The organism is Chitinophaga deserti, assembly GCF_003149455.1.
In the GTDB taxonomy this organism is placed as follows: Bacteria; Bacteroidota; Bacteroidia; order Chitinophagales; family Chitinophagaceae; genus Chitinophaga; species Chitinophaga deserti.
On sequence record NZ_QFFK01000012.1, the window covers coordinates 68,874 to 93,313 of the forward strand.

Here is a 24,440-nt window from a genome sequence, read left to right on the forward strand (position 1 = left end):
ATCAGCCTGAATTACAGAAGGGTGTCTTGAGCTGAAAAGTATTTCAACTCAACCGTGTTGCGTATTTCCGGCGTACATGCTGATTAATGTATGTGTTGAGGCCGAGGCCCACCAATGCGAGGCGTTTCATGTCTTCAACGCTGGCGCGGCCGGGTATCACATAGCTGTAATGATAAACCGTTCCGTCTTTAAAGCGGATATCGATATACCGGTCTCCGATCTCAAATGCCTGCACGGCGGAAATGCCGCTGAGGTTGATGTAGGGCTGCATGCCGGACATGGTTTTGGTGTGCATAAAAGAGTAGTTATTCGGGGTGTGGGGTGAATTTATTCGCTATTTGCTTAGCCGGGTAACGTGTGCCGCGATAGCTATCCACCGGCCATCGCGCTTCTCATACACGTCCATATAGTTGTTTTTAACGATCGTTTCCTTCCCGTTCACCATGATGGTGAATTCCACTTCTGCCGTAACGATACCGATGTTTCCCCTGACACGGATGTCTACATTATCGATCGTAGCGGAAGTGATGGGATTAACCGGCTTTGCCACATTGCGGATCAGATCCTTTTTACTCATACGGGTGCCGGTGGCAGAAATCATTACCATATCATCGGCCGCGATGCGGGCAATTACCGAGGTGTCTTTTTCAGGATAGGCCTGGATCCAGTCGGCATTGTGATTTCTCAGTGCATTCTGGTCTGCGTCCTGCGCTTGGGCAGAAAACAGGCACAGGGTGAGGAAACATGCTGTTAATAGGATAGGATGTTGCATAAGGGTGGAATTGTTGGGGATTATACCCTGAATTTACGGAAAATCCCTGTATTATACCTGCGGTAGTTTTGTTATTTATAATTGATAAACAACGACTTAGGTGGTATTGTGAAAATACTTGCCAAAAGCAACTAAAATACCTAGTTTTGGAAAGACTACGAAAGGGTAGAAAATACAGGATATGGAAAACGGTATCACTTTACAAACCGCGGTATCTCCGGAACAATATGAAGCGGGCCGCGTAATATTCAGGGCTTATGCAGCTTCCCTTGATTTTGATCTTTGCTTTCAGGGGTTTGAAGAAGAGCTGGTGAACATTGCAAAGCAATACGGTCCCCCGGAAGGAGCACTCATACTGGCCTGCAAAGGGCAGGATGTAATTGGCTGTGTGGGTGTGAGAAAGTTTGCGGAAGGGCAATCGGAGCTGAAGAGAATGTTCGTATTGCCGGATTACCGCCGTCTTAAACTGGGAGAATCGCTGTTGCTGGCAGCACTCCAAGCAGCTAAAGAGCTGGGCTACTCAAATATGAAACTTGATACCCTGCCTGCCATGACTTCAGCTATCAAACTCTATGAAGCACATGGGTTCAAGAAAATCGCGCCTTACAGGTATAACCCTGATGAAGGCGCGATCTATATGGAAGCGGAGTTGTGAAAAGCTTAGTGTTGCTCCCAAATAAGTTGTACCTCCTTTTCCCATTCGAGAAAACGATCCATTTCAATGGCATATACGCTTACGGGAAAATGAACGTTGCAGGCTGTAAGCCGTTTCAGCAGCAGCCAATCAAAAATTCTAAAATTACATTGCCCGCCTGCTTCGTGAAATATTTCAATGAAGATGCTAATTCTCTCAACATCATTTTCCCGGAACAAAGTGTGATTTTTTTCTACGAAATCGACAATAGCCACTTCATATTCCGATAAACAGTCGTCGTTAGTAGCTTTCAGGGGATGCATGAACGTCATGCTACCATATTCGTACTTTTTTCCGGTATTGATTTCCGGCTTGAAGTAATCCATTATGTCATCATCGGGATGATGGTAATCTTCAAGAATAAAATTACCCTGGACTTTTGGGATGATGTTTTTAGGGAGTAGATTATCGCCCAATAAGCACACGTTGTATTTGAATATCATATTTTTTTGAAGGTAATATTTATTTCGTTTCCACCAAAACCTCCCCGCCATTCTTAAACAATGCATGTGGCACAAACCATCCCTGCTGCGGCTTTCCATTTACACGGATGCTTTTCAGATCCCGGCTGTTACCTTTCCTGCGGATAGTTAGCCATTTGCCGTTGGCTGCTTTCCAGCGTACTTCATCGAACAGGGGAACGGTTACCAGGTACTCCGGATCGGTAGCGGAGAAAGTGTATAACCCCGCTGCACAGAACACGTACCAGGCAGACATTTCTCCCGCATCATCCATCCCGCAAAGCGCAAGGCCTTCTTCCCCGATGCCATAATAGTGGTTCAGTATCGTGTCAATAATGCGCTGCGACTTCTCCGGTTTGTTGATGAAGTAATAAGCGAAAGGCGCTTCATGGTCGGGCTGGTTGCCGTGGCAGTATTGACCGATCATGGATTCCACGTTGCGGGCAATATGCTTCGGGTTCCAGGGGAGTGTAAATAATGAATCCAGCTTGGATTCGAAGCCTGCAGGCCCACCATAGAGTTCAATCAGGCCCTGCATATCGTGCGGAGCGTAGAACGAAACCTGCCATGCATTGGCTTCGCGGTACATGTATTCGTAGTAAGGGTATTGCGGATTGAAGGGCGTGATCCAGTCACCGTTTTCCAGCCGCCCACGCATAAAGCGGGTAGAGGGGTCAAACATGTTCCGGTAATTACGGGAGCGCTGCATAAGGGTTCGGTAATTGGCAGAATCGCCAAGCGCACGGGCCAGCTGAGCCAGTGAGTAATCGTCGTAGGCGTATTCCAGCGTTTTGGATACACCGGCATTGGCTTTTGTTTCCACATGGGGCTTGTCTACATGCGGGTCGGGTATCCATCCTTTTTCGATATATGATTTGATATGCGGGCGTGCGCCGCCTTCCACATTGGCATTTTTCAGGAGTATCTCATACGTCCCTTTCACATCAAACCCGTCTATACCACGGAGGTAAGCCCCTGCAATGGTGGAAGCACCATGATCGCCGTGGAAGAAGGTGGGGATGAAGCCCTTTTTATCTCCTACGTCTTTCATAGACTTAATTACATCCAGCGCCACATCAGGGGACAGGAGGGAGAGGAGCACATCTTTATTCCGGTACGTGTCCCACAGGGAGGGCTCGGTATAATAGCGGAAACCATGGTTATCCTTTTTGCGGGTGGCATCTGTGAAATCGCCGTTCACATCACTTCGGAGTGCTGGCCAAAGGAATGAGCGGTACAGGCTGGAGTAGAAAAGCATCCGTTGCTTATCAGTGCCACCTTTCACTTCCACTTTGGAAAGCAGCTGCTCCCACTCCGCTTTGGCGGCGGTACGTATGGCCGTGAAGGATTTATTGCCGATTTCCTTCTCCAGGTTGGCTTTTGCATTTTCCACGCTCACGAATGAAAGACCGATCTTCATTTCCACGAGTCCGTTGCCATCTTTCAGCCAGGCAATGGCGTTGCCGGAGCGTTTGCCTTCTTCAGTCTTTTCCAGTCGCTCGATGGTGGTGTTGAGTATTGCGTAAAAGTAAATCCGTTCGCCGGTTTGCTGGTAGCCATGGAGGATGTTATCGCCTGACTGTGCGATTTTCCAGTCGCCCACCCGGTTATTGGACTTTGCCAGATCGAACAGGATGCGGCGGTTGAAGGGCTGCCGGAAGAAGTATTGATGGAAGCCACAGCGGAGGGTGGATGTAAGCTTAACATCGATATTATAATCGCTGAGGTATACCTGGTAATACCCCGGTTCGGCGGATTCGCGTTGATGGGAAAAGCGGGACCCTGTGGCCGGGGCGCTTCCTGAAACGGGCAGTACGGGAATATTGCAGAGGTTCCAGTGCCCTTTGTTGGTGTGGGTAAACGAAAGGATGACGGAATCTTCGTATTCATACCCCGCGCCGGAGCCATATTCCGTCATGGGACTAAGCTGCACCATGGCATTGGGGAGCGAGCTGCCGGGGAAGGTGAGTCCTGCCCAGGAGCGCCAGCCTTCCGGAAGCCTGTACCCTACAACGGCAGAGTCGTTCAGCGGCTCGGTGCCGAGGAAAGTGTTTACGTACCGGGTAAAGCCATTGGACTGTCCGAAACTTTTGGAAGCCTGCAGGGATAATATCGCCATGAGGCAAACGACAAGTCTGTTCCTTTTCATAACGTTTGCTAAATCGATTCAGTAATCTGGTAAACGAGGTCAATATAGTTACGCAATGCGGAAATTTTAAGAAATATGTACCAGCGGTAAGGAGATGTTTGATTTCGTGAATGCACGGATATACGACAAATTCACCATCATATTTCCGGATAGTACCACGAATGTCGCTTAATTACAAACATCTGTGCAATCGGCCATGTTTAAAACTGCAGTTTTCCCGATTGGATCAATGTATTTCCTTAATTGATAAACCCGGCTTACCATTCTGCCCGACCTTTGCCCGTCGAATAAAGAACCACCATCAATGTTCAAGCACATTAGACTACTTATTATCCCGATCGTATTTTGCTGTATTACCTCAGCTGTATTGGGGCAATCTACCTCCGCCATTACGGGGCAGGTCCGCTCTGCAGCAGGGCAGCCCCTTACCGATGCCGCTGTAACCATACAGGGCACTAACACCGGCGCTTATACTAAGAAAGACGGCCGTTTCCGCATTGGAGGCATCAAAGCGGGAAAATACACCCTCGTGGTGTCTATGCTCGGCTTCTACCGCCACGAGCAGGCAGTTGAACTCGGCAGCACCGACCTTACGGTAGAGATTGTACTCAACGAAGAAACCCAGACCCGCGAAGGGGTTACGGTAACCGCGAAAGGGCAAAGCCGCCAGCTGAAAGAAAGCGGCTTCGCCGTTAATGCCATCGATACCCGCCGCTTCGCCAACTCTTCCTCCGATATCAATACCATCCTTAACCGGACCACCGGTGTGAAAGTACGGGAGTCCGGCGGTGTAGGGTCCGATTTCCATTTTTCCATCAATGGCCTTTCCGGCAAAGCCATCCGCTACTTCATTGATGGCATCCCCATGGAAGTAATGGGCAGCTCCATGACGCTGAACAACATTCCCGTGAACCTCGCGGAAAGAGTGGAGATCTATAAAGGGGTACTCCCGGTTTCCCTAGGTGCAGATGCACTGGGCGGCGCCGTAAACCTCGTTACCAACCAAAACATCAAAAACTACCTCGACGCCAGCTACAGCTTCGGCTCTTTCAATACCCACCGTGCCGCGGTTACCGGACAGGTAACAGGTAAATCAGGTATCGTAGGCCGTGTAAGCGCTTTCCTCAACTATTCCGACAACGATTATAAGATGAAGGCCATGGAACTGTACAATGAGGATAAGGGGGAGTATGAACTGAAAGACGTACGCCGTTTCCATGATCAATACCGCTCTACCATGGTACAGGGCGAAATTGGCGTGGCCAATAAGAAATGGGCAGATGTGTTCTTCGTAGGCGCAGGCTTCTCCAATACCGACCGCGAGATACAGACCGGCTCCAACCAGGACAGGGTATATGGCGCCGCCCTTCAGAACGGCGAAGCCTTCAATGCTACCCTGCGTTATAAAAAGAACAACATCTTTGTTGACGGGTTAGATCTGAACGTGTTCGCATCCCATACCCGCGACAAATACGTGGTAACCGATACCACAGGCTACCGCTACTTCTGGGATGGCTCCCGTGTACCGCTGAACCAGGCGGAAATGGGCCAGATCAAAGTGCTGACCAATGTTATTCGCCCGCGCAATTACGCCCGCGCCAACTTCAGCTATACGCTGAACGCGCAGCACTCCTTCAACCTGAACTATACGTTCGACGAGATGTCGAATAAAACCTATAACGCCCTGGTTTCCGACAGGGATGATAACCCCGGTAAGATCGGGAAGCACATCCTTGGCCTCGGTTACCAGCAGAACCTGCTAAATGCCCGGTGGACCAACACCTTCTTCGGTAAGTTCTACGGTATGCAACTCCGGCAGGATGAAATTCTCCAGTCTAACGGGGAGTATGTTTCCGGCAACGATTCCAAAAGCTATTACGGCTATGGCGTGGCTTCCCGGTTTAAGATCCTGCCCGACTTTGGTGTGAAGGCATCTTATGAAAAGGCTTACCGCATACCGGAAGTGGGTGAGATGTTCGGTAACGGGTACGATCAGATCGCTAACCCATTGCTGAAACCTGAATCCAGCAACAACGTGAACCTGGGCGCTTATTATGGTAAACAGCTTGGCGATCACCGCTTCTTTGCAGAAGGCGGAGGATTTTTCAGGGATGCGGCAGATTTCATCTACGCCAAAACTTACCAGTCTAACTCCCAGGTGATCCGTTACGAAAACACTTCCAAAGTGAAAGTAACCGGTGCGGAAGCTGAGCTGCAATACGATTTCCGTGACCTCTTCCACTTCACCGTGAACGCCACTTACCAGAACGCTGTCAACAACACGAAAAGAGGCGCAGGTAAAGATGAAACGGAAGAAGCCTCTTACCGCAACAAGATCCCGAACCAGCCCTGGCTCTTTGGGAATGCACTCGCCAGCTTAGGTAAAAACAACCTGCTTGGTAAAGGCACCCGCATCCAGCTGAACTGGGATATGCAGTATGTTCACCAGTTTTACCTGACCTGGGAAGATTTTGCTGTTAATAAAGACTACGTTCCTGACCAGTATATCCAGAACCTCGGACTTACTTATTCCATGCAAAACGGCAAGTACAACATTACTGCCGAGTGCCGGAACTTCACCGATCAGCGTGCTTACGATAACTTCCGCCTGCAGAAGCCCGGCCGCTCCTTCTTCGTTAAACTGCGTTACTTCATTCACTAATTCTGTCATCTTTCCGATATGAACACTTTACTTACAAAATGGAGCCGTGTTGCCGCCCTCGTGATGGGAATGGCTACCCTCGGCGCCTGTGTGAAATACGACGATAAAATCTCTGTCGGTCCCGGTAACGGTTCCGAGAACTTCGCCATCTGGATACAGCTGGGTTCCTGGCCCAATACCGCGCAGTATGTGGTGGGAGCAGAATCGCTGCTGAAAGGGGCTGTTAGCCTGAAAGGCAACGGGGTGGAAGTAACCGGTAAGGCAGATTACGGAGTGGTTGGCCGCGACGGGTTTTACTATTACCCCAGCACCAGCTCCAATAACAGCAAGCTGTCGAAGTTTTCCTTAAAAGATAATCAGCTGACTACCGTGAAGCAGGTGCCGTTCACGTACCAGTCCAGCGTTTCCAGCTATTGCTGGATCAACGATACCACGCTGGTGTTTGTAGGGACAGACGGTACCCGTATGAAAATGCTTTGCTCCATCGTGAATACGAAAGATCTGTCTGTAAAGAATGCCGAGCTGCCTGTGAATCCCATACCGGCAGGGTATGCCTCTCTTGCAGCCCGCAGTCTGGATTATGTGGATGGTAAGCTTTTCCTGACCATGGCCTATACCGCCACCTGGCCGGCTCCCGCTTATCCCAAGGCTATTGTCGCCATTTTTGATTATCCTACCCTTTCACTGGTGAACCAGGTGGAAGACAGCCGTTCTGTTGGAGCGGGCATTTCTAACATGTGGATGTCGGCTACTGCGGTGGATAACAAAGGCGATTACTATGCATTATCTTATCCCGGATGGCTTTCTACCACCATGCCTTCCGTGCTTTACAGGATAAAAAAGGGTACAACTGTATTTGATGCTTCGTATTTTGTGAACCTCGATCAGTTGCTGGGAGGCAGTGGCGTGGCCCTTTACGGATTGGGTAACGGCCGTGCGCTCGTGAAATACAAAGCAGCGTTCGATGATGGTACGGATGCAACCCACATTATGGGATATGCAGTGGTAGATCTGGCGAAAGGCACCGTGGTGCGTAAGCTGACAGAGCTGCCCCTCGATAAGGGCGAAATGCTGCAAACCGTATCGCTGGATGGCAACAACGCTTATATCATGGTAAACTCCCAGGTAGGGAAAGACTATATCTGGGTATACGATATTGAACGCGACGCGATCACTCCCGGACTGGAAATCGCCGGCGGGTACGATTACCTGCTGCGTGTGGATAAACTGAAATAATCACGTCCCGCAAACGGACAAGGCACTTTCCCGCACACCGGGAAAGTGTCGTTTTTTTATGTACGACGACTATGAAATCTGCATTCTTAAAATTTAACGCCTGGTTTCACCTCTGGATAGGTATTGTGACAGGGATCATTGTGTTCATCGTTTCCATCACCGGTTGCATCCTGGTGTTTGAATCCGATCTGCGCGACTGGATAATACCCGAAAGGATGGCCAAGGCGCCGGCCGGTGCGGTACAACTGCCACCATCTGTACTGGTGCCCGCTGCTGAAGCGGTGATGCCGGGCTACCACGTTCATTCCATACAATACCATAACCCCGGGAAGGCCGCTGAGATTACCTTCCATTCCGATTCGGTGGTGTATGTTAATCCGTATACAGCAGAGGTGAATGGCATTGTGAATAAGACAGATTTTTTCAGTTATATGGAACAGGGCCATGTTACGCTCTGGCTGCCGCATGATGTGGGAACTAAAGTTGTGCTGTGGAGTACGCTGATCTTCCTTTTCCTGTGCATTACCGGTTTGGTTTTATGGTGGCCTAAAAAATGGAACCGTCATAATATCAAAAACGCTTTCACCATCCTCTGGAAAGGAAAATTGAAACGCGTGAATTACGACCTGCATAATGTGCTTGGTTTTTACACGCTGCCTGTAGCCATACTCATGGCTTTTACCGGCATTTATATGGGCTTTGGCTGGATATCGAAACCGTTTTACTGGATCACTACCGGTGGAGAAGCAATGCCTGCTTATTACGAACCGCTTTCCGATACTACCCGTGCAGATGCTCTTCCGAAGTTGCGGGTGGTAGACGATGTGTGGCGCATGTCGGTGAATGAACTGTCTGCTCCTAAAAGCTCCGCCGTGCTGATCGGTATTCCGGAAGATGATGAGCCTGTAGCTCCGGTATATACTTATGTAAATATGGAAGGCGCCTTTTACACGGGGTATTTCTTCGATCAGTATACCGGTGAGAAGTTACAGGCCGGTGGGTTGGATGTGGTACCTTTTGCGGAAGCGAATTTCGGTACCAGGTGGCGCCGGATGAACTATTCGCTGCACACGGGGCTCATCCTGGGGCTCCCTTCCAAAATCATTTACTTTATCGGCTCCCTGATTGCTGCCAGTTTACCTATTACCGGGTTTATTATCTGGTGGGGGAAAAAGAAGAAACAGAAGAAAAAGAAACCGGCGAAGCAGACCGAGACTGCCACCGCCTGATAGTCATAAAGAAAAAGGCCGTTGTCGCACCTGCGACAACGGCCTTTTTCTTTTCCGGCATTTTCTTATTCTGCGCCTTTCACTTTCACATCATCATTACTGATCTTTTTACGGGTTTTCTGTTCGAACATGGAACCGAATTCCCAGTTGAGTGTCAGCTTCAGCGAGCGGTCATAGTAGCGGTTCAGTACGCGGGAGCGGAATGCTGCCGTTTCTATCACCTCTGTCTGGCTGAGCGTAGTGTTGAAAGGATTGATGGCAGAAAGTGTGATGGTCATTTTTGCTTCCTTCAGTTCCTTTTTGGCAGAGAAGCTATAGAAATACCAAGGAGTACGGTGCCCCTGGAAGGTGACCTTGCGGTTGGAGTATTCCCCGAATGCCTGCAGCGATACGTTGCCCGGGAGTTTGTACATCGTATTAATATTCACATCCGTAGCCCAGCCTTTATTGGCCACCATCAGTGCACGGCTTTCATAATCCAGGCGGTTCACATTCAGGTTGCTGTTCATGTTCCATTTGGTGGTAAGCTGGAAGGAGCTGCTGAAATTGAGCCCGTACATACGGTTACCGGCGAGGTTCTGCTTCTGCGTAGTGGCAATGCCATTGGCATCGGTAGTGGTAAGGTCGAAAATGGACTGGTCGGTTTGCTTATAGAACGCCGCGATGTTGAGGAACAATCCCGAAGAAGGCGTGTAAGCATACGACAGTTCTCCCTGGTGCATGATCTCCGGCAGCAGGGAAGGGTTACCCATCACGATGTTGCTGGGATCGCTGGCGTCAACATTAGGGTTAAGGTCCCAGATATATGGACGGGTAAGCCGTTTGGTATAGCTAAGACTGAGCGATTGGGCGTCGTTCAGTTTTTTGGAAACGGTGGCTGTAGGTACAAAGTTCAGCAGGTTGTTGCTGAATGCATCTTTCCCGCCCCGGTATTTTCCTTTCATATCCGTATGCTCCAGGCGTGCACCGGCTTCGGCGTACCATCCGTGTTTCATTTTCATTTTCATGAGTATATAGCCTGCCAGTACGGTTTGTGAATAGCTGAACCTGTCGGACCGGTCTGCCTGAAATTCCATCGCTGCAGGAGGCGGTATATCAGCAAACCAAACATCGTAGTTGTTATTGGCATCCCGGAAAATGGATTTAACACCGCTTTCGAGGGAGAAGGCGCCATCTGCAGTGAGCGGGTGGCTGTAATCGGCCTGCAGGGTGTATTCTGTGTTGCGGGTTTGACTGTTGTTTTCTTCACGGGAGCGGAACTTGCCGTCTTCAGTGGTTTGACTGCTATTATAGAATGAATTGCCGCCGGTGGGAGATACCTGTGCCATGGCGGTAAATTCCTGTCCGGGCCGCTTCATTTTACGGGTATAGCCGAGGGAGATGTCTGCACCATGGAAGCGTTCTTTTTTACGGGCATCCTGGAGATAGGCGTCTGCGTAAGTGCCGTTGGCCATGCGGATGCGGGTGGTTTGTGTGCTGCCATCGGGCCAGGAGCCCAGCCAGGCATTCACATTGAGGCTAAGCTCGCTGGCGGAATCAGGCGTGAAGCCAACGGTGAGTTCGCCGGAAGTGTGGGGCATCACGTTATTCTGACGCTTTTCCTGGAAGAGGGTTTGTGTGGTGTGGCCTGCCGGATTGAGGGAAGTGCGTTCCGTAATGGCAGCGGCTTTATCCTGCAGGCGGTGGAAGTGGCCATGGAAGCTCATGTTCCATTTATCGCGCGATAAGGAAACGCGCGGGTTGATAGCCTGCTCCCAGTTGCTGGCCGTTACTTCCAGCGCACCGCTGAAGCGTTTGCTGCCTTTTTTAGTGATGATGTTGATCACACCGGCTGCGCCTTCTGCATCGTAGCGGGCAGAGGGGGCGGTGATGATTTCTACAGACTGGATAATATCCGCAGGCATCATATTCAGCGCATCAGCGGCACTACGCGCCATCTGGCCGGAGTATTTACCATCTACCAGGATGCGGAGGGTACCGCTGCCACGCATGGTAACGTTGCCCTGAGGGTCTACATTCAGTGCGGGTGCTTTGCGGAGCACATCTGCCGCGGTACCGCCTTTGTTACCGATATCGTTTCCGGCATTATACACAAGCATACCCGGCTTCTGCTCTATGAGCTGTTTACGCGCTACGATCTGCACTTCGCCTAATTGGCGGGTGCTGCCGGAGAGGAACATGGTATCGGGTAGGGAAACCTTGCCGTTTGTAGCCGAAATAGCGAGCTGAAGGGGGCGGTGGCCTACGGAAGTAATTACCAGCCGGTAAGCACCCGGGCCGGGGAGCTGGATGCTGAAAGCACCGTTTTCTTTGGAATAAGCTGCTGCTACAGGAGCGTCTTTGTCATTCATCACTCCGACCGTTACATACGGTAGCGCCTGCCGGCTGGCAGAATCGGCTACCACCGCACGGATCACAGGAGCTCCGGGAGCCGATTGTGAAAATGCGGAGGGGAGGCCGCTCAGCAGCAAGCCTGCAAAAAGCGGAAGTATTGCACGATAGTTGGTTAGCATGGTCCGTTCTATATTGTTATGGGTCGCAAAATTCGTGTTAAACAAACAAGACTGTTTATCTAAACGGGAGAATGATTTGCGAAAACGGGAAATGCTTTGCCATACTTATCTGCAGAGAAGGAGAAGAGTGTTATTTTCTCAGCAGCGGCTGTGTGCTGCAACGGAAAGATCCGCCAAAGCTTCTGCTGATCCGGAAGTCGATGTACTCCACTTTCACGCCATGTGCTGCTATTTGTTCACCGAATTTGCTGAATTCGGGATCGGTGATGTACACATCGGGGTTTACGGGTAAGCCGTTAGTGGCCAGTAAGGCGGCTTCTGAGAGGGATACGGGGATGCGTTGCCAATGCTGCAGGCTTTGTGGGATGCCGTCAGGGAAAGCTTCTTCGCAAACGAGCATCAGTCCGTTGCGGATGAGGCCGAGGGCACAGTCGAGGTGGAGGATGTTGGGATGCAGGCGCACGGTTTCCACATCGTAGCCTTCAGGGGCCAGTAGTTTCCGGAGCCACGCAGCACCAGTGGGATTGGAGGCGAGGCCGGAATACCCCACAAAGATTTTCTTATCCAGCACCAGCACATCGCCCCCTTCCAGGAACGGGCCCGGTCCCAGCGTGGCATCGTTTGCCGCTGCTATTTCCGGGCGTGGAGTGGCTACATACCGGCATTCTTCCGGGTATACATGATCACGGAAGATGTTGCGGAGGGGGAGTATTTCATTGCGGCGGTGGAGGAACCGCATCGATCCCTCAATTACATAATTCCCTATGGTGAAAAACGGGTCCCGGGCGAAGAAATTAGAGTAGCCGTCTGGTCCGCCGGCTGCTTTTTCTGCTTCGGTGAGTTTGCGGGGGCGGAGGATTTTTACATTATACTTTTCAAGCACCTTGCCGAGTGCGGCGCGTTCCCCTTCCCAGGCGCGTTGTGAATCCGGGAACGCATCTGCATAGTTTTTGCCTTTATTTTCCAGCACCTCCGTGATTGCGGTATCAGGAAGGAAGCGGAGATCTTCCGGGCGGGGGATTTCCGGGAAGGCGAATTCTGATTCCGCCAATACTACGGTTTGCAAAGGTGCAAATTCAGAAGAAACAAATATCATATTCTTAAAAACAGCGGTGGGAGAGAAATGTTTAAAGATTTGAACTGTACCGGCAACCACAAATATCGGTTAGTTTTGTACGCAGATTTCGATCATTCACTTAAACTGCAGGTATTGTATTCGAAAGAGGAAGCATCCCGGATCAGAGAGGAATTCTGGACCACGTTTGGCCAGTATATAGCACCGCAGCCTTCGGCCGAAGGGCTTCGGATCAACTGGATCAATTATAAAACCGGTATCCGGCACCTGTTTTTCAAAATGGAAGCGGGTAGCCGTGGCGGGGTAATTGCCATTGAGAGCACGCACCCGGATGAGGGTATCCAGGAGCTGGTGATGGAGCAGTTTACTGTGTTGAAGAATATGCTGGCCGAAAGCCTGCAGGAAGAGTGGATATGGGAGCCGCATGTGCAAAACGCGCAGGGGAAAATTGTTAGCCGTATTTACCGGGAGATAGATGATGTGAGTGTTTTCAGAAAAGAAGACTGGCCTGCGCTGATCTCATTCTTCAAACCGAGGATTATGGCGCTGGATGATTTTTGGAGTACTGCGAAATATGCATTTGAGATATTTAATGGATAAAATTAACCCCATTACTCCCGCGAGTACGGGCATTCTTCAGGCCTGACCGTCCGGGAGCTATAAATACTATTTCCCGCCCATACTGAACGCTTTTACCAAAACCATCGTGCAATTGGTAGTTGACCTGTGCCTGATATCTTTTACGGGCTGGTATTCCGGATCACTATAACATTGAAGTGCTGCTTCTTCGGAAGGGAATTGAACAATGGCGTGCATGGTGCGGGCTCTTCCTTCCACGGCCAGTGCGGCAGTATCCGAAACCAATACCTCTGCGCCATATCGTTTAAGAATGGGAAATAACAGAGGTCCGTAAGTTTTAAACAATTCCGGATCGGTGATATCGTAACTGTTGATGTAATAGACTGGCATGTTGATTCGGTTTTGGGTAATGAATGGTTAGGTGTTGTTTAGTAAAGTTACAGAGGCAAGTTTATCCCGGCTTAAGAATAATTGCGGTTTGTTAGGGATTGGTTCAAAAAGGGAGGAGAACTGCGTTTACGCCCGGTTATAACCAGATCATACAGGGTACCTGTATTCCATTGGGGTTCGAATAAGGTATAAAGCAGTATCAAGCTTGTTTGAAGCAGGTATCTATGTAGCGTCTATGTAGCGTCTACACGACAACTACGAGGGAACCTGCAGTAATGTTTGGAGATGAGGTGGACTTGATGCGGAGGTGATGCGGAAGTGATGCGGAGGCGGGGTGTTAGTGATAGCAGGCAGTAAAAGTGAAGATCGGGTGCCTGTGGCCCATGGCATTGGCTGGGGGAGGAGTGGCCTGCCGGGTAGATTGGGGTTCCATATTATTTGATAATGAATTACTTATAACAAAAACTCGCTATTATGGCGGTTTGCTATTCCCGCTGGATGAGAGGCTGTCCGTTTTGAACGGGAGCGGTGTTGCAGGTAGGTTCCGCTGGTATTGGGGTTAGTTTCTTACGGGGGGCTGTTTTGGTGATGGGCGCCTGTAGGGGTTTGTCTTCAACTACGGCCAGGATATCTGCTACTTCGAACTTCCGGTCACGGATATCAAAATCTTCCCAAAAGAACTTTATCTGTACCACTACTACCAGGGTGCCTTTGCCGGGTACGTTTACCCACAGGTCTGCGCCTTCGAATTGGTGGAAGTGTTGAACGGGCCGGATCAGATCAATGTTGATCCGGGCGGTATCTGTACCTGTAAGGGTACGGGTGCTGAAGTCGATCCTTGAAGCGATTACTTTTATCTCCATGCGTACGGCATCTTCACATGTTGTCAAAGCCTGTGGGGGGATGTGGAGCTTACCGTCATTGGAGAACACAGGCAGTTTTCCGAAGAACTTACAGAGGCCGGTGTGGCCATTGAAGCGGAAGCCTTTGAGGCCTGCGTGGTTGTTTCTGCCGGCTGCTACAATGTAGCTGTTCAGGCGGTTTACCAGCATCCGGTCGGGGTGGATGTCTAATTCAGGTGTAAAGGCGCTGCGGATAAGGGCTCCTTTTCGGCTGGCTGCGCCAAATGTTTTGGCAGCACGGCGGGTATTATCCGTTTGCCGGACTGTTTGTGGTACGGTGCGCAAACAGTGCTTGCCGTTGCGCTTGTAAGAGATGACATTACCGAGTTTACCGGTGAACGGCATCATAGCATCTAAGATTGCCATAATAATAAGTTTTTGTTATTGCTGAAATTACGACAACCGTATCTGAGCGGCGGCCGGAGGAATTGGAGGATATTCAATGCCATAGTATTACGGATTGAATAACGACGCAGGCTAATAGTATTGAGGCCTGAATAATTTCGAAGGTGAGAGTATCAGGGTTTAGAGGTTTTCTAAAAAAAAGTAATGTCGGGGATTTTAAGATTTGAAACACAATTGATGCGTTGCTACTAAACATTATTCGAAAAAGTCTAAATTTAGTTACAGTATAAATTGTTTATATGACTGAAGCTATTTTTGGCATTATTGGAGTACTTATCGGTTCTTTTGTCCCATGGTTCCAGACTTACTGGCTAGAGAAAAGGGCTACAAGGAAAAGCGCGAGGTACCTTGCTATTCGGATTGTTTGTGTTCTAGATGAGTATCTCGAAAAATGTGGAGATGTTGTGTATGATAATGGACTTTCCTACGGACAGAGAAATGCAGATGGATGTTTAGAAGCGCAGGTGAAATCTCCTGGAGCTCCGGTATACCCTGAAGATGTAGATTGGAAAAGTATAGACCACGAGCTTATGTATAGAATACTTTCTCTGCCCTCAGAAGTAGAAGCAGCGGAACGCCTTATTAGTAGCACGCATGAGATTTCTGATCCGCCGGATTTTAAAGTTTGGTTTGACGAACGTGCTTACTGGTACTGCTCGTTTGGCCTTACGGCTTACAAACTAGTAGGCGATATTTGTGACAAGTATGAAATAAAAAAGAAGACATATAACAACTGGAACCCGCACGAAGACCTGGTTAATAGATTAAATGTAGTCAATGCCCGTCGCCAAAAACGAATGGAAGGAGATGCTAAATTTGTTGAGTCTTTTTTGGGTACATCCGGTAATACCTGATGACTGGATTATAAAGAAGTTGCCAGAAGAGAAATGGATATTATTGGAGGGGTTTAAATGCAACAATGCTATATATTCTTTGTGGTAAATATAGGTTTTGGCCACAACTTGTAGCACAATTACTTGCTAAGTTTAATTACCCCTTCCGGATTTAATTCTTCAATCCCGAAAGTGTAAAAACGATCAGTAATACCCCAATAAGAATCAAACCCCAATACACATATCTGAAGAATGAATTTCCCTGCAATTTATGATTGAAATACCTGCCCAGATAGATAGCCGGCACCATGGCAGGGATGCAAAATAGGAAATACCTGATCACTTCCCATCCCAGCAATCCCTGAATAGCATAGCCAATCATTCCAATAAAGCTGGCAGGCAGAAAGTATGCCTGCAATGTGGCCCTGAAATGCCTGGCACTCCATCTTCTCATGTTACCATATACTACCAGCGGAGGGCCATTAATACCATAAGCCCCGCCAAAAACACCGGATAAGAAACCGCAGACAAAAAGCCAGAAGCGGTTATCCTGTTCAAGCTGCAGTGTGTTTTTTGCCAACATGGCGTAGGTACTGTACATTATGATTAAAAGGGCCAGCGCTATTTTTACCCAGTATTCATTCCCATAGGTAAGTATGAGCAACCCCAGCGGTATACCCAGCATGGCATACAGGATCAGCCACCTGGCGCTGTTAAAATGTATCTCCCTGTGATCCTGCGCAACCACTACCACTGCTACGAAAACAGACATCAGTACGGATAAGGGAACTGCTATGTTAAGGGGGATGAAGAGCACGAGCAATGGAACGGCCACCAGGGATTCCCCGAAGCCAAAAGTAGAGCGTACCAGTGTTGCAAGAAAGCTAATGCCTATTATGCATAGAACAGTTGAAAGCATGATCTGATCCAAAATGGTTAAGTGTAGAGGTGCAATGAGCCGGCAAAATTCATGCTGGAAATAAAAGAGGCAGAAATTTCTTCCAGCCCCTTTTATGCCGCATATAGGAAGTTTATTGGAATGCCTTTATAGTATAGTATTTCTAATGGTTAGAAGTCGATCACTTTCCAGTATGCTTTTTTGGGCTGAAGCTTTTCATCGAATAGCAGGGGATAGTTTTTACGGCCCCTTACCGGAAAATTATCCAGCCAGCTTGAACGGTCTGAAAGGTTCCAGAAGGTAACGCCGGTGATATGCTGACGGTATTTCCTGAATGTATCGAAAAGCATGGTGTATTGCTGCTCCTGCAATAGCTCCTGTTCAGAAGTGAAATTGCGCTGTTCGGGCATTTTGTTGTTGGTGAAAACAGAAACGTCCAGCTCGGTAATCTGTATTTTGATGCCAAGTGATGCATATTGTTCGATAGCAGCGGCAAGTGATGTGCTTGAAGGATCTTTAACGGACCAATGGCCTTGCAGGCCAATGGCATGAACCGGTACGTTTGCATCGCGCAGCTTTTTAAGCAGGCGGTAAATCTTGTTTCTTTTTACCGGATCTTCTGTATTGTAATCATTGTAGAATAAAACGGCATTGGGGTCTGCTTCATGTGCATACCGGAATGCGTGTGCGATAAAGTCTTCCCCGCAGATCTGATACCATAGGGAATTGCGAAGAAACTCGTTAGGATGGTCTGAAACTGCTTCATTTACCACGTCCCAGGCATATATTTTTCCTTTATAACGGCTTACTACATCGTGGATGTGTTTGCGTAATCTGTTCAATAAGGTGTCTTTGCTCACCAGTTTGCCTGCTGCATCGTAAAACATCCATTTGGGTGCCTGGTTATACCAGCAGAGGGTATGTCCTCTTACCTTCAGCCCATTTTCCGTAGCAAATTGGACGATCGCATCGGCGCCTCCCCAGTTATACCGGTCTTCTTCCGGATGAATAGGTTCCATTTTCATCACGTTTTCTGCCGTGATGCTGTTGAAATGCCTGAGTATGAATGAGGCGGTGGCGGAGTCCTGCAAATGACGGGGTGTGATGGCTACGCCCACCGGGAAAAGTGTTTTGTAATAGTCTTTTAGCCCTTTGTCAGTTTGCTGTGCGTTTGCTGCAACTGATGTACATAAAAGTATAACTGAAACGAACAGGCGTTTTGATCTTATCATAAGATATCTAAAATACAAACCCTTTACTGTTTTACGTAATAATTAGGGAGAAACGGTAAGGAAACATCATTCAGCCGAATACGCTTGTTTGCATCAGATTTGGCATTTCTCTGCCTATTTCCTGTACGCATACAAGCGCAGTTTGAATCCAAAAGAAAAAGGGCTACTCAATGAACAACCCTTCCTTTTTGAATCGTGATCGGGAGTTTATTAGAACAACTCGCATCCTTTTTTCTAATAACACAAGTTTAACTTTTTCAGGCAGGAAAATTTGATAATTAGCGATTGTTAACCTGCCGAAAAATTCTCTTTAATGATTACGAATCTTCAACTGCTAGCTGGAAAAATACGTGAAACGAATACTTACTTTCTTAATAAAGCATATAAACAGGTAAATACCGCGTATACTATTAGGAACTGGATTATAGGCTACTATATAGTTGAATATGAGCAGGACGGAGAAGACAGGGCAGCATATGGCCAACATTTATTTGAGCGGTTGTCTCAAAGTTTAAAGGTAGCCGGCATTAAAGGAATGTCTGCAACTAACCTGAGATTGTTCAGACAGTTCTATTTGCTCTATCCACAGATTCATCAGACAGTGTCTGTTGAATTTGAAAATATTGGATATCAAATATTTGTAGATTCTCCGGCATGCAAGCCGCCGGAAATTAGCCATCCCGCAGGGGATTTATTGGATCGGCTATCCTTTTCTCATTTTATTGAATTGTTTAAGGCCAGTTCTGATGCCAGCCGCTTCTTTTACGAATCCGAAATTCTCAGGAACAGCTGGTCTGTACGAGAGTTGCAGCGTGCAATGAGCAGCCTTTTATTCGAAAGAACAGGTTTGAGCGAACATAGGGAGATTCGTTGCGAACAGACGAATGTTGATACTTTGGTGCCTGCTCAATTTTTTCGGGATCCCTATCTGCTTGAGTTTCTTCAGCTGGAAGAGAAAGCGCAATATACCGAATGTGATCTGGAGGCAGCTATTATTGATCATTTACAATCATTTTTATTAGAACTTGGAAAGGGCTTTTGTTTTGAAGCAAGGCAAAAACGCATCACTTTTGATAATGCGCACTATCGGATAGACCTCGTTTTTTATCATCGTATTCTGAAATGTCATGTGTTGGTAGATTTGAAGCTGGGCGATTTTTCACATGCTGATGCAGGTCAGATGAACGTATATCTAAATTATTACAGAGAAAACGAGTCCGTCTCCGGAGATAATCCGCCTATTGGTATCATACTTTGTTCCGGGAAGAATGAAGCATTGGTAAGGTATGCAACAGCGGGTTTGGCGCACAAATTATTCGTGTCAAAGTATCTGATAAATCTGCCGAGTGAAGTTGAACTTGAAAGGATTTTGAAAGAGGAGAGAGGAAAGGTGCAAAAATAAAAAAGACGGTTGGTTAGACCGTCTCTTTTATTTTGTACCGCGTACGGGAGTCGAACCCGTCATTCCTCCGTGAAAGGGAGGCGTCTTAGCCGATTGACCAACGCGGCATCGTTGTTTATTTGGGATGGCAAAGGTAGGTGTTTTCTCTACATTTCCAAAAATATTCTAAAAAAAACTGAAAATCATACTTTCCGGTGCCTGGCTCCCCATGCGGAAATCTCCCGCAGCATGGGTTCTGTGGATCTGCCAAAATCCGTTAATGCATACTCTACCCGGGGTGGAACTTCCGGGAACACGGTGCGCTCCACCAATCCGTCGCCCTCCAGCTCCCGCAATTGCGCAACCAGCATCCGTTCCGATATACCCGGTATATCTTTCCGCAATTCATTGTACCGTTTCCTGCCCTCCGTAAGACTAAACAGTATCGATGCCTTCCAACGGCCGCCGATCACCGATAAGGCGTGCGACATGCCGCACTGCAAATTCAGCCGGGTCTCATTAAGGCTGTTCGTTGAATTCTCTTTCCGCATACTTACCAAAATGTTAGTACTTGACAATCGTGTCAGTACTTACAAAGATAAAGTGTCCGGAATATTTTTGCAGTATGAAAAATCTACATCAGCAATCAGCATTCGTTACCGGCGGTAGCCGGGGTATAGGCGCGGCAATCGTAAGAAGACTTGCGCGTGAAGGTGCCAACGTGGCATTTACTTATCAGTCGTCCAAAGATAAGGCAGAAGCACTGGCCGCGGAAGTGAGCGCGCTGGGTGTAAAGGCCCTGGCTATTGCGGCCGACAGTAAAGACCCGCATGCCGTGCAGGCAGCGGTAAACCAGGCAGCGGAGCACTTCGGAAGGCTCGATGTATTGGTGAACAATGCGGGCATCGGTAACATAAAGCCCCTGGAAGAGTGTTCTCTTGAAGATTTCGATGACACCATGGCGGTTAATGTAAGGGCAGTATTCGCGGCATCGGTTGCGGCAGTTCCCCATATGAAGAACGGTGGCCGTATCGTAAACATTGGTACCTGCCTGGTAGACCGTATTACTTTCGGCGGATGTGCGCTGTACTCCACCAGTAAAGCGGCTATTACCGGTCTTACAAAGGCACTGGCGAGGGAGCTGGGACCGAAGAAGATCAATGTGAACATTGTACACCCCGGACCTATTGATACCGATATGAATCCGACGGATGGGCCTTCGGCAGATTACCAGCGCTCAATTACAGCATTGAATACTTTTGGGAAAACAGAAGACATTGCTTCCATGGTGGCATTTCTGGCGGGCCCGGAGAGCGGGTTTATTACCGGCGCAGGATTTACTGTGGATGGCGGTACCAACATTTAACCTGGCTATTACCCACATCAAAAAACCGCTCTTACGGGAGCGGTTTTTTGATAGTCTAAGCATCCTTGGAGGACGCTATCGTTATATCTACACAACTTTTTAGTTCCTTATTTAACGGCAGTGGAGCATCCCGTTTTTCCAGTAAAACTCCACTTCGTTTTGCGCGTTCATCATATCAACAAATTCGGAGAGTGTTTGGTTGCGAAAAAGTTTGCCAATTAATAATTTTTTTTCTGCTTCCGGTGTATCGATGTATAACGTGGTATTAAACCACCGTGCAATCATGTCCCTCAGTTCAGTGGCGGGTAAATTATTAAAATACTGTTCTCCTTTAATCCATGACACGGTGTATTGTTCCTGCATGCGGCTTAATCGTAAAGGAGTATCTGTTGCCACGGTTACTTCTTCTCCCGGCTGCAGGGAAACCGGTCCGCCTGATGCTCTCACTTCCATATCCCCGCTTACGAGAGAAGCGATTACTTTGGTGGAAGTATATGCGTTGATGTTACATATGGCATCCACAGCGTGAATGTCTGCCTGTCCGGCATGAATGATGAAAGGGGAGCCCTCTTTTGAACGGATACGGAAATAACCTTCACCTGAAAGATATACTTCCCGCTGGCCGGGGACGAAGCGGAAAGGGAACTGCAATCTGGAAGAACTGTTCAGGATCACCTCAGTGCCGTCTGACAGCAATATGGTGCTTTCCTTGCCGGGCGGTACATTCAGGCTGTTCCATCCGGGTGCGCCCTGGGATGATGATTCAAAACGGAGGATGCCTTTGTCGAAGAATATTCCGGTGGATTGTACGCGGTATTGCTGCGGGCTTCCATCCTGGAATGGTATCACTTCTCCGTTTGCGAACTGTAGTGTTACCGTCTGAATATCCGAAGGGATAACAACGGGCGGCGGAATGTGTGGCGGATCACTTGGCCAGATGAGTAATGCGGTTATTACAGCACCTGCTACCAGCCCTGCGGCAATCCTCCGGTTCCAGATCCTTTGCATTTTACGGCGCTGATGCCGTTGCTGTACTGCGAAGTAATCTGCTTCCAGCTCCTTTGAAGGAAAAACATGCTGACCATCAAAAGGCTCATCATTTCGTATCTCACTCCGGATGGCGCGTGCCTTTGCACTACTGGCCAGTAAATCATTCAACGCTTCCTGCTCTTCGGGTGTAATCGTACCGAAGAACTCTTTATTGAGAAGGAAGCGTATGTGATTTTCGTTTTCCATCTGATTATATAGATACACTTTTGAGGTGGCCGGGGTGAATGGTTACGAAAAAAAACAGGATATTTTTTTCCGTTTGTTAATAAATCAAAAAATGAACAGGTAATACCGGTGCTGAAACCCTCGTTTTTGTTAACAGATCCACTTTCAGGCCATCATTTTCCATAGTTGTTAATTCACCCTTTCCGTGATTGCTCCCATCTCATATACATAATTGATGTTGCCCTATAGGAAGCCCCAAATTCTTTGCAGCCAATTAAACGTATTCGTAATGGAAAGATTGAATCAGCTCGTTTATGCACGGCTTATGCCGTCGCACATCTCTACCCATTCTGCCGACCTTCCCGGCCTGCTCGGTGAGCTCCGTGCAGCCAAACTGAGAACAACTGCTGAACTGCTGGAAATAGACGGGCAAACAGATAACCCTGCTGTAATTGCCGAAACAGTTCGCCGCCGCCAGGTACAATTCGTTGCCATCGTAGATGTCATTCATCTTTTCCAACTCCAGGCAGGCCCTGCTTTCCATAGCTTCTACCAGGAAGCTGCCACTATGATGATGGAAGTCATCATGGCGCTCGAACAATATTTTCCCGAATACCTCGCCAAAGATCTGTTCCTGCCCGGGCCATATGCCAGGCATATCATGTCGCAACAGAGTTCCCGCATGCAGGAAACTGAAGTTACACTTCAGGAGCGGCTGATCGCCCCTCAGCTCATTGAACTGATCTTTCGGCCCATGCGCAACAATAATGCACCGCTCACTTTCGGCACCGCCCATTACTTCCGCCGCCTCATGCGCGACCTCCGTGAGCAGGACCATCACTACTACATGGACCCCGAAGAGCGGACCTTCTTCACCCTCTTTGCCCATAACTTCAACTGTCCGGATCTGCTGCGCTACGCCGCCACATGCCTCCGTAAAAGAACTTCCAGGCTGCACACCCTGCAGGAAAAGAAAGGCCTCCTTTCCTGGTACGAGAAAGAATTAAGGCACCTGCCCTCAAATGAGTATGTGCTGTTCCCCGGCAAAGGCTCCATCCGTGATCAGATCCTCCAATGGATTAAAGAAGAAAAACAATTCATGAATAACCTTTACACCACCTGGAACTCCTAAATGTTTGTGTGTTCGCCCAGTTAACCCACCCCAGGCCGGCATGAGAAAATATTTCCCACCTGTGAAAGCAAAATCGGGCATTTCACCATTTTCGTATTGCATTGCTGCATATCATCCATCAGCAGCTATCATTCACCAGCTATTTCTATGTCATGACTTTGCTCAACCACATTGTAACGCTGCAACTTTGTCCGCAGGCCCTTTCTGCAAAAAGCGACACCATCCCCCAAAGCCTGGAACAGCTGCATGCGGAAAAGAACCGCATTACCGCGCTGATGCTCCGCCTGTCGGACCTCCCGGCCGGCAACTCCCGCCGCACAGCCGCAGTATCTTTCTGGCAACGTACCATCGTAAGGTTGCTGGATGTACTGCACGGCTATGAAGAAGTGCCCGGCTCGCAAGCCTTTTCAGCGCATTATACCACTGTGGCAGCTTCGCTTCTGCAGGTGATGACGGGGCTGGAACAGCATTTTCCGGACGATCTGTCGCCCGAATGGCTCCTGCCGCATGCCTATGCCCGCGCGGCTCGTACCATGCTGCTGCCCCGGTTATTGCAGGCCGACCGGGAGATGGCACGCCTGTCGCTGGAAGCGCCTTTGCGCCGCATTATCCTCGACCCGGTATGGAATTTCCTGGAAAGGCCGGAAGAGCGCATCAGTTTCGGGGAGCTGATCTTCCTGCGCAACCTCATCGCAAAGCTGCTCCTGTTCGCTCATCCTGCCCATGCTGCTGCTGACAACGCCCGGCTCAATATTCATCACCTGCTCATTAGCATCAATTTCAATGCTGCAGGCTATTTTGTGTATTGTGTGGAAGCCCTGAGGCAGCATATGCATACCATTCCCGGATTGCGGGAAAGAATGAAACTTCTTGGGTGGTGTATGCGGGAACTAAAGAATATTCCGCCGGTAAGCCGCGAAAATGGCCTCCGCCCGGGTTGCTTCCCTATACGAGAACAATTACTGGTGTGGTTGAAGGAAGAGCGCATCTTTATCCGCCACCTTATGACTCCTGCATTGCCGGCAGGGGCAGAAAATACCTGGTCTACCCGCCTTACCGTACCTCAGGCTGCCCTGATGGCGCGGGTGTATATGGAAGAAGGACTGGTAAAAACCGCATCCCTGCAGCAGGTATTTGCCACCCTGGCCGGAATACTTCACCTCCGGAAAACCGACACCGGGGAAGAAGATGCGTTCCGGATTAAATTCCAGAACCCCAGCCTGTCTACCGTTACCGCCTGTAAGCAATGGATTGGTAAAGTGCTGGACAGGCTGAACGATTATGAATCGCAGCTGCGCACGAGCGGCGACCTATAA

General features: G+C 48.7%; 22 protein-coding genes and 1 tRNA gene. 10 read left to right on the plus strand and 13 right to left on the minus strand.

Translation table 11 applies throughout. The features are described 5' to 3' along the window. Window positions 1-43: 43 nt before the first annotated feature. Together DEV76_RS23040 and DEV76_RS23045 are read right to left on the minus strand one after the other, a co-directional pair. Window positions 44-295: a hypothetical protein gene (locus DEV76_RS23040; protein WP_198652188.1), complete on the minus strand. Its 252-nt coding sequence runs from the start codon at window positions 293-295 to the stop codon at window positions 44-46. A 39-nt stretch (window positions 296-334) separates the two neighbouring features. Next, window positions 335-772 (minus strand): nuclear transport factor 2 family protein, encoded by a 438-nt coding sequence (locus tag DEV76_RS23045; RefSeq protein ID WP_109700311.1) that lies wholly within the window; start codon window positions 770-772, stop codon window positions 335-337. A gap of 181 nt (window positions 773-953) precedes the next feature. Here DEV76_RS23045 and DEV76_RS23050 point away from each other — a divergent pair, with 181 nt between their 5' ends. Further along, window positions 954-1,427 (plus strand): GNAT family N-acetyltransferase, encoded by a 474-nt coding sequence (locus DEV76_RS23050; protein ID WP_109700312.1) that lies wholly within the window; start codon window positions 954-956, stop codon window positions 1,425-1,427. 5 nt (window positions 1,428-1,432) lie between these two features. On the opposite strand, the gene DEV76_RS23055 is transcribed toward DEV76_RS23050, so the two are convergent. Both DEV76_RS23055 and DEV76_RS23060 read right to left on the minus strand, forming a co-directional pair. Beyond that, the gene (locus DEV76_RS23055) at window positions 1,433-1,909 is read right to left on the minus strand and encodes a hypothetical protein (RefSeq protein WP_157963063.1); all 477 of its coding nucleotides are present in this window, start codon (window positions 1,907-1,909) and stop codon (window positions 1,433-1,435) included. A gap of 19 nt (window positions 1,910-1,928) precedes the next feature. After that, entirely contained in the window at window positions 1,929-4,076 is a 2,148-nt protein-coding gene (locus DEV76_RS23060) for a GH92 family glycosyl hydrolase (protein ID WP_109700314.1), read from the minus strand. Between the two features lie 304 nt (window positions 4,077-4,380). On the opposite strand from DEV76_RS23060, the gene DEV76_RS23065 reads away from it, so the two are divergent. From DEV76_RS23065 to DEV76_RS23075, 3 genes are all read left to right on the plus strand, one after another. Beyond that, entirely contained in the window at window positions 4,381-6,738 is a 2,358-nt protein-coding gene (locus tag DEV76_RS23065) for a TonB-dependent receptor (protein ID WP_109700315.1), read from the plus strand. Between the two features lie 18 nt (window positions 6,739-6,756). Further along, the gene (locus DEV76_RS23070) at window positions 6,757-7,974 is read left to right on the plus strand and encodes a hypothetical protein (RefSeq protein WP_157963064.1); all 1,218 of its coding nucleotides are present in this window, start codon (window positions 6,757-6,759) and stop codon (window positions 7,972-7,974) included. 71 nt (window positions 7,975-8,045) lie between these two features. After that, a complete protein-coding gene (locus DEV76_RS23075; protein WP_109700317.1) occupies window positions 8,046-9,203 on the plus strand; it encodes a PepSY-associated TM helix domain-containing protein in 1,158 nt (385 codons plus the stop codon). A gap of 65 nt (window positions 9,204-9,268) precedes the next feature. Here DEV76_RS23075 and DEV76_RS23080 read toward each other — a convergent pair whose 3' ends face one another. Continuing rightward, window positions 9,269-11,716, minus strand: a complete 2,448-nt coding sequence (locus DEV76_RS23080) for an outer membrane beta-barrel family protein (protein WP_109700318.1) — start codon at window positions 11,714-11,716, stop codon at window positions 9,269-9,271. Window positions 11,717-11,846: 130 nt separating this feature from the next. After that, complete coding sequence (locus tag DEV76_RS23085) at window positions 11,847-12,812, minus strand: dimethylarginine dimethylaminohydrolase family protein (RefSeq protein ID WP_109700319.1); 966 nt, start codon at window positions 12,810-12,812, stop codon at window positions 11,847-11,849. A gap of 75 nt (window positions 12,813-12,887) precedes the next feature. On the opposite strand from DEV76_RS23085, the gene DEV76_RS23090 reads away from it, so the two are divergent. Further along, window positions 12,888-13,391: a DUF4268 domain-containing protein gene (locus DEV76_RS23090; RefSeq protein ID WP_198652190.1), complete on the plus strand. Its 504-nt coding sequence runs from the start codon at window positions 12,888-12,890 to the stop codon at window positions 13,389-13,391. Between the two features lie 66 nt (window positions 13,392-13,457). Here DEV76_RS23090 and DEV76_RS23095 read toward each other — a convergent pair whose 3' ends face one another. After that, window positions 13,458-13,760: a DUF1330 domain-containing protein gene (locus DEV76_RS23095; RefSeq protein ID WP_109700321.1), complete on the minus strand. Its 303-nt coding sequence runs from the start codon at window positions 13,758-13,760 to the stop codon at window positions 13,458-13,460. Between the two features lie 485 nt (window positions 13,761-14,245). Then, window positions 14,246-15,028 (minus strand): hypothetical protein, encoded by a 783-nt coding sequence (locus tag DEV76_RS23100; protein ID WP_109700322.1) that lies wholly within the window; start codon window positions 15,026-15,028, stop codon window positions 14,246-14,248. 278 nt (window positions 15,029-15,306) lie between these two features. Between DEV76_RS23100 and DEV76_RS23105 the strand changes: the two genes are divergently transcribed. Further along, on the plus strand, window positions 15,307-15,921 hold the full coding sequence (locus DEV76_RS23105) for a hypothetical protein (RefSeq protein ID WP_109700323.1): 615 nt from the start codon (window positions 15,307-15,309) through the stop codon (window positions 15,919-15,921). Between the two features lie 151 nt (window positions 15,922-16,072). Here the strand turns inward: DEV76_RS23105 and DEV76_RS23110 are convergent, their stop codons facing one another. Both DEV76_RS23110 and DEV76_RS23115 read right to left on the minus strand, forming a co-directional pair. Beyond that, window positions 16,073-16,819, minus strand: a complete 747-nt coding sequence (locus tag DEV76_RS23110; protein ID WP_109700378.1) for a sulfite exporter TauE/SafE family protein — start codon at window positions 16,817-16,819, stop codon at window positions 16,073-16,075. Window positions 16,820-16,968: 149 nt separating this feature from the next. After that, entirely contained in the window at window positions 16,969-18,030 is a 1,062-nt protein-coding gene (locus DEV76_RS23115; RefSeq protein ID WP_109700324.1) for an endo-1,4-beta-xylanase, read from the minus strand. Window positions 18,031-18,343: 313 nt separating this feature from the next. Between DEV76_RS23115 and DEV76_RS23120 the strand changes: the two genes are divergently transcribed. After that, window positions 18,344-19,432, plus strand: a complete 1,089-nt coding sequence (locus DEV76_RS23120; protein ID WP_109700325.1) for a PDDEXK nuclease domain-containing protein — start codon at window positions 18,344-18,346, stop codon at window positions 19,430-19,432. Between the two features lie 35 nt (window positions 19,433-19,467). Here DEV76_RS23120 and DEV76_RS23125 read toward each other — a convergent pair. Both DEV76_RS23125 and DEV76_RS23130 read right to left on the minus strand, forming a co-directional pair. Continuing rightward, window positions 19,468-19,539 (minus strand) — tRNA-Glu (locus DEV76_RS23125). 75 nt (window positions 19,540-19,614) lie between these two features. Then, window positions 19,615-19,902, minus strand: a complete 288-nt coding sequence (locus DEV76_RS23130) for a winged helix-turn-helix transcriptional regulator (protein ID WP_232827027.1) — start codon at window positions 19,900-19,902, stop codon at window positions 19,615-19,617. Window positions 19,903-20,036: 134 nt separating this feature from the next. Here DEV76_RS23130 and DEV76_RS23135 point away from each other — a divergent pair, with 134 nt between their 5' ends. Beyond that, complete coding sequence (locus tag DEV76_RS23135) at window positions 20,037-20,777, plus strand: 3-oxoacyl-ACP reductase family protein (protein ID WP_109700327.1); 741 nt, start codon at window positions 20,037-20,039, stop codon at window positions 20,775-20,777. Window positions 20,778-20,888: 111 nt separating this feature from the next. Here the strand turns inward: DEV76_RS23135 and DEV76_RS23140 are convergent, their stop codons facing one another. Then, window positions 20,889-22,013: a FecR family protein gene (locus DEV76_RS23140; protein ID WP_109700328.1), complete on the minus strand. Its 1,125-nt coding sequence runs from the start codon at window positions 22,011-22,013 to the stop codon at window positions 20,889-20,891. 268 nt (window positions 22,014-22,281) lie between these two features. On the opposite strand from DEV76_RS23140, the gene DEV76_RS23145 reads away from it, so the two are divergent. Both DEV76_RS23145 and DEV76_RS23150 read left to right on the plus strand, forming a co-directional pair. Then, complete coding sequence (locus DEV76_RS23145; RefSeq protein WP_109700329.1) at window positions 22,282-23,124, plus strand: hypothetical protein; 843 nt, start codon at window positions 22,282-22,284, stop codon at window positions 23,122-23,124. Between the two features lie 152 nt (window positions 23,125-23,276). Then, on the plus strand, window positions 23,277-24,440 hold the full coding sequence (locus DEV76_RS23150; protein ID WP_157963065.1) for a hypothetical protein: 1,164 nt from the start codon (window positions 23,277-23,279) through the stop codon (window positions 24,438-24,440).

Excerpts from the sequence above, each read along its gene's own strand:
- DEV76_RS23040 (WP_198652188.1), bottom strand. The coding sequence starts at position 295 with ATGCACACCAAAACCATGTCCGGCATGCAGCCCTACATCAACCTCAGC.
- DEV76_RS23045 (WP_109700311.1), bottom strand. The coding sequence starts at position 772 with ATGCAACATCCTATCCTATTAACAGCATGTTTCCTCACCCTGTGCCTG.
- DEV76_RS23050 (WP_109700312.1), top strand. The coding sequence starts at position 954 with ATGGAAAACGGTATCACTTTACAAACCGCGGTATCTCCGGAACAATAT.
- DEV76_RS23055 (WP_157963063.1), bottom strand. The coding sequence starts at position 1,909 with ATGATATTCAAATACAACGTGTGCTTATTGGGCGATAATCTACTCCCT.
- DEV76_RS23060 (WP_109700314.1), bottom strand. The coding sequence starts at position 4,076 with ATGAAAAGGAACAGACTTGTCGTTTGCCTCATGGCGATATTATCCCTG.
- DEV76_RS23065 (WP_109700315.1), top strand. The coding sequence starts at position 4,381 with ATGTTCAAGCACATTAGACTACTTATTATCCCGATCGTATTTTGCTGT.
- DEV76_RS23070 (WP_157963064.1), top strand. The coding sequence starts at position 6,757 with ATGAACACTTTACTTACAAAATGGAGCCGTGTTGCCGCCCTCGTGATG.
- DEV76_RS23075 (WP_109700317.1), top strand. The coding sequence starts at position 8,046 with ATGAAATCTGCATTCTTAAAATTTAACGCCTGGTTTCACCTCTGGATA.
- DEV76_RS23080 (WP_109700318.1), bottom strand. The coding sequence starts at position 11,716 with ATGCTAACCAACTATCGTGCAATACTTCCGCTTTTTGCAGGCTTGCTG.
- DEV76_RS23085 (WP_109700319.1), bottom strand. The coding sequence starts at position 12,812 with ATGATATTTGTTTCTTCTGAATTTGCACCTTTGCAAACCGTAGTATTG.
- DEV76_RS23095 (WP_109700321.1), bottom strand. The coding sequence starts at position 13,760 with ATGCCAGTCTATTACATCAACAGTTACGATATCACCGATCCGGAATTG.
- DEV76_RS23100 (WP_109700322.1), bottom strand. The coding sequence starts at position 15,028 with ATGGCAATCTTAGATGCTATGATGCCGTTCACCGGTAAACTCGGTAAT.
- DEV76_RS23105 (WP_109700323.1), top strand. The coding sequence starts at position 15,307 with ATGACTGAAGCTATTTTTGGCATTATTGGAGTACTTATCGGTTCTTTT.
- DEV76_RS23110 (WP_109700378.1), bottom strand. The coding sequence starts at position 16,819 with ATGCTTTCAACTGTTCTATGCATAATAGGCATTAGCTTTCTTGCAACA.
- DEV76_RS23115 (WP_109700324.1), bottom strand. The coding sequence starts at position 18,030 with ATGATAAGATCAAAACGCCTGTTCGTTTCAGTTATACTTTTATGTACA.
- DEV76_RS23120 (WP_109700325.1), top strand. The coding sequence starts at position 18,344 with ATGATTACGAATCTTCAACTGCTAGCTGGAAAAATACGTGAAACGAAT.
- DEV76_RS23130 (WP_232827027.1), bottom strand. The coding sequence starts at position 19,902 with ATGTCGCACGCCTTATCGGTGATCGGCGGCCGTTGGAAGGCATCGATA.
- DEV76_RS23135 (WP_109700327.1), top strand. The coding sequence starts at position 20,037 with ATGAAAAATCTACATCAGCAATCAGCATTCGTTACCGGCGGTAGCCGG.
- DEV76_RS23140 (WP_109700328.1), bottom strand. The coding sequence starts at position 22,013 with ATGGAAAACGAAAATCACATACGCTTCCTTCTCAATAAAGAGTTCTTC.
- DEV76_RS23145 (WP_109700329.1), top strand. The coding sequence starts at position 22,282 with ATGGAAAGATTGAATCAGCTCGTTTATGCACGGCTTATGCCGTCGCAC.
- DEV76_RS23150 (WP_157963065.1), top strand. The coding sequence starts at position 23,277 with ATGACTTTGCTCAACCACATTGTAACGCTGCAACTTTGTCCGCAGGCC.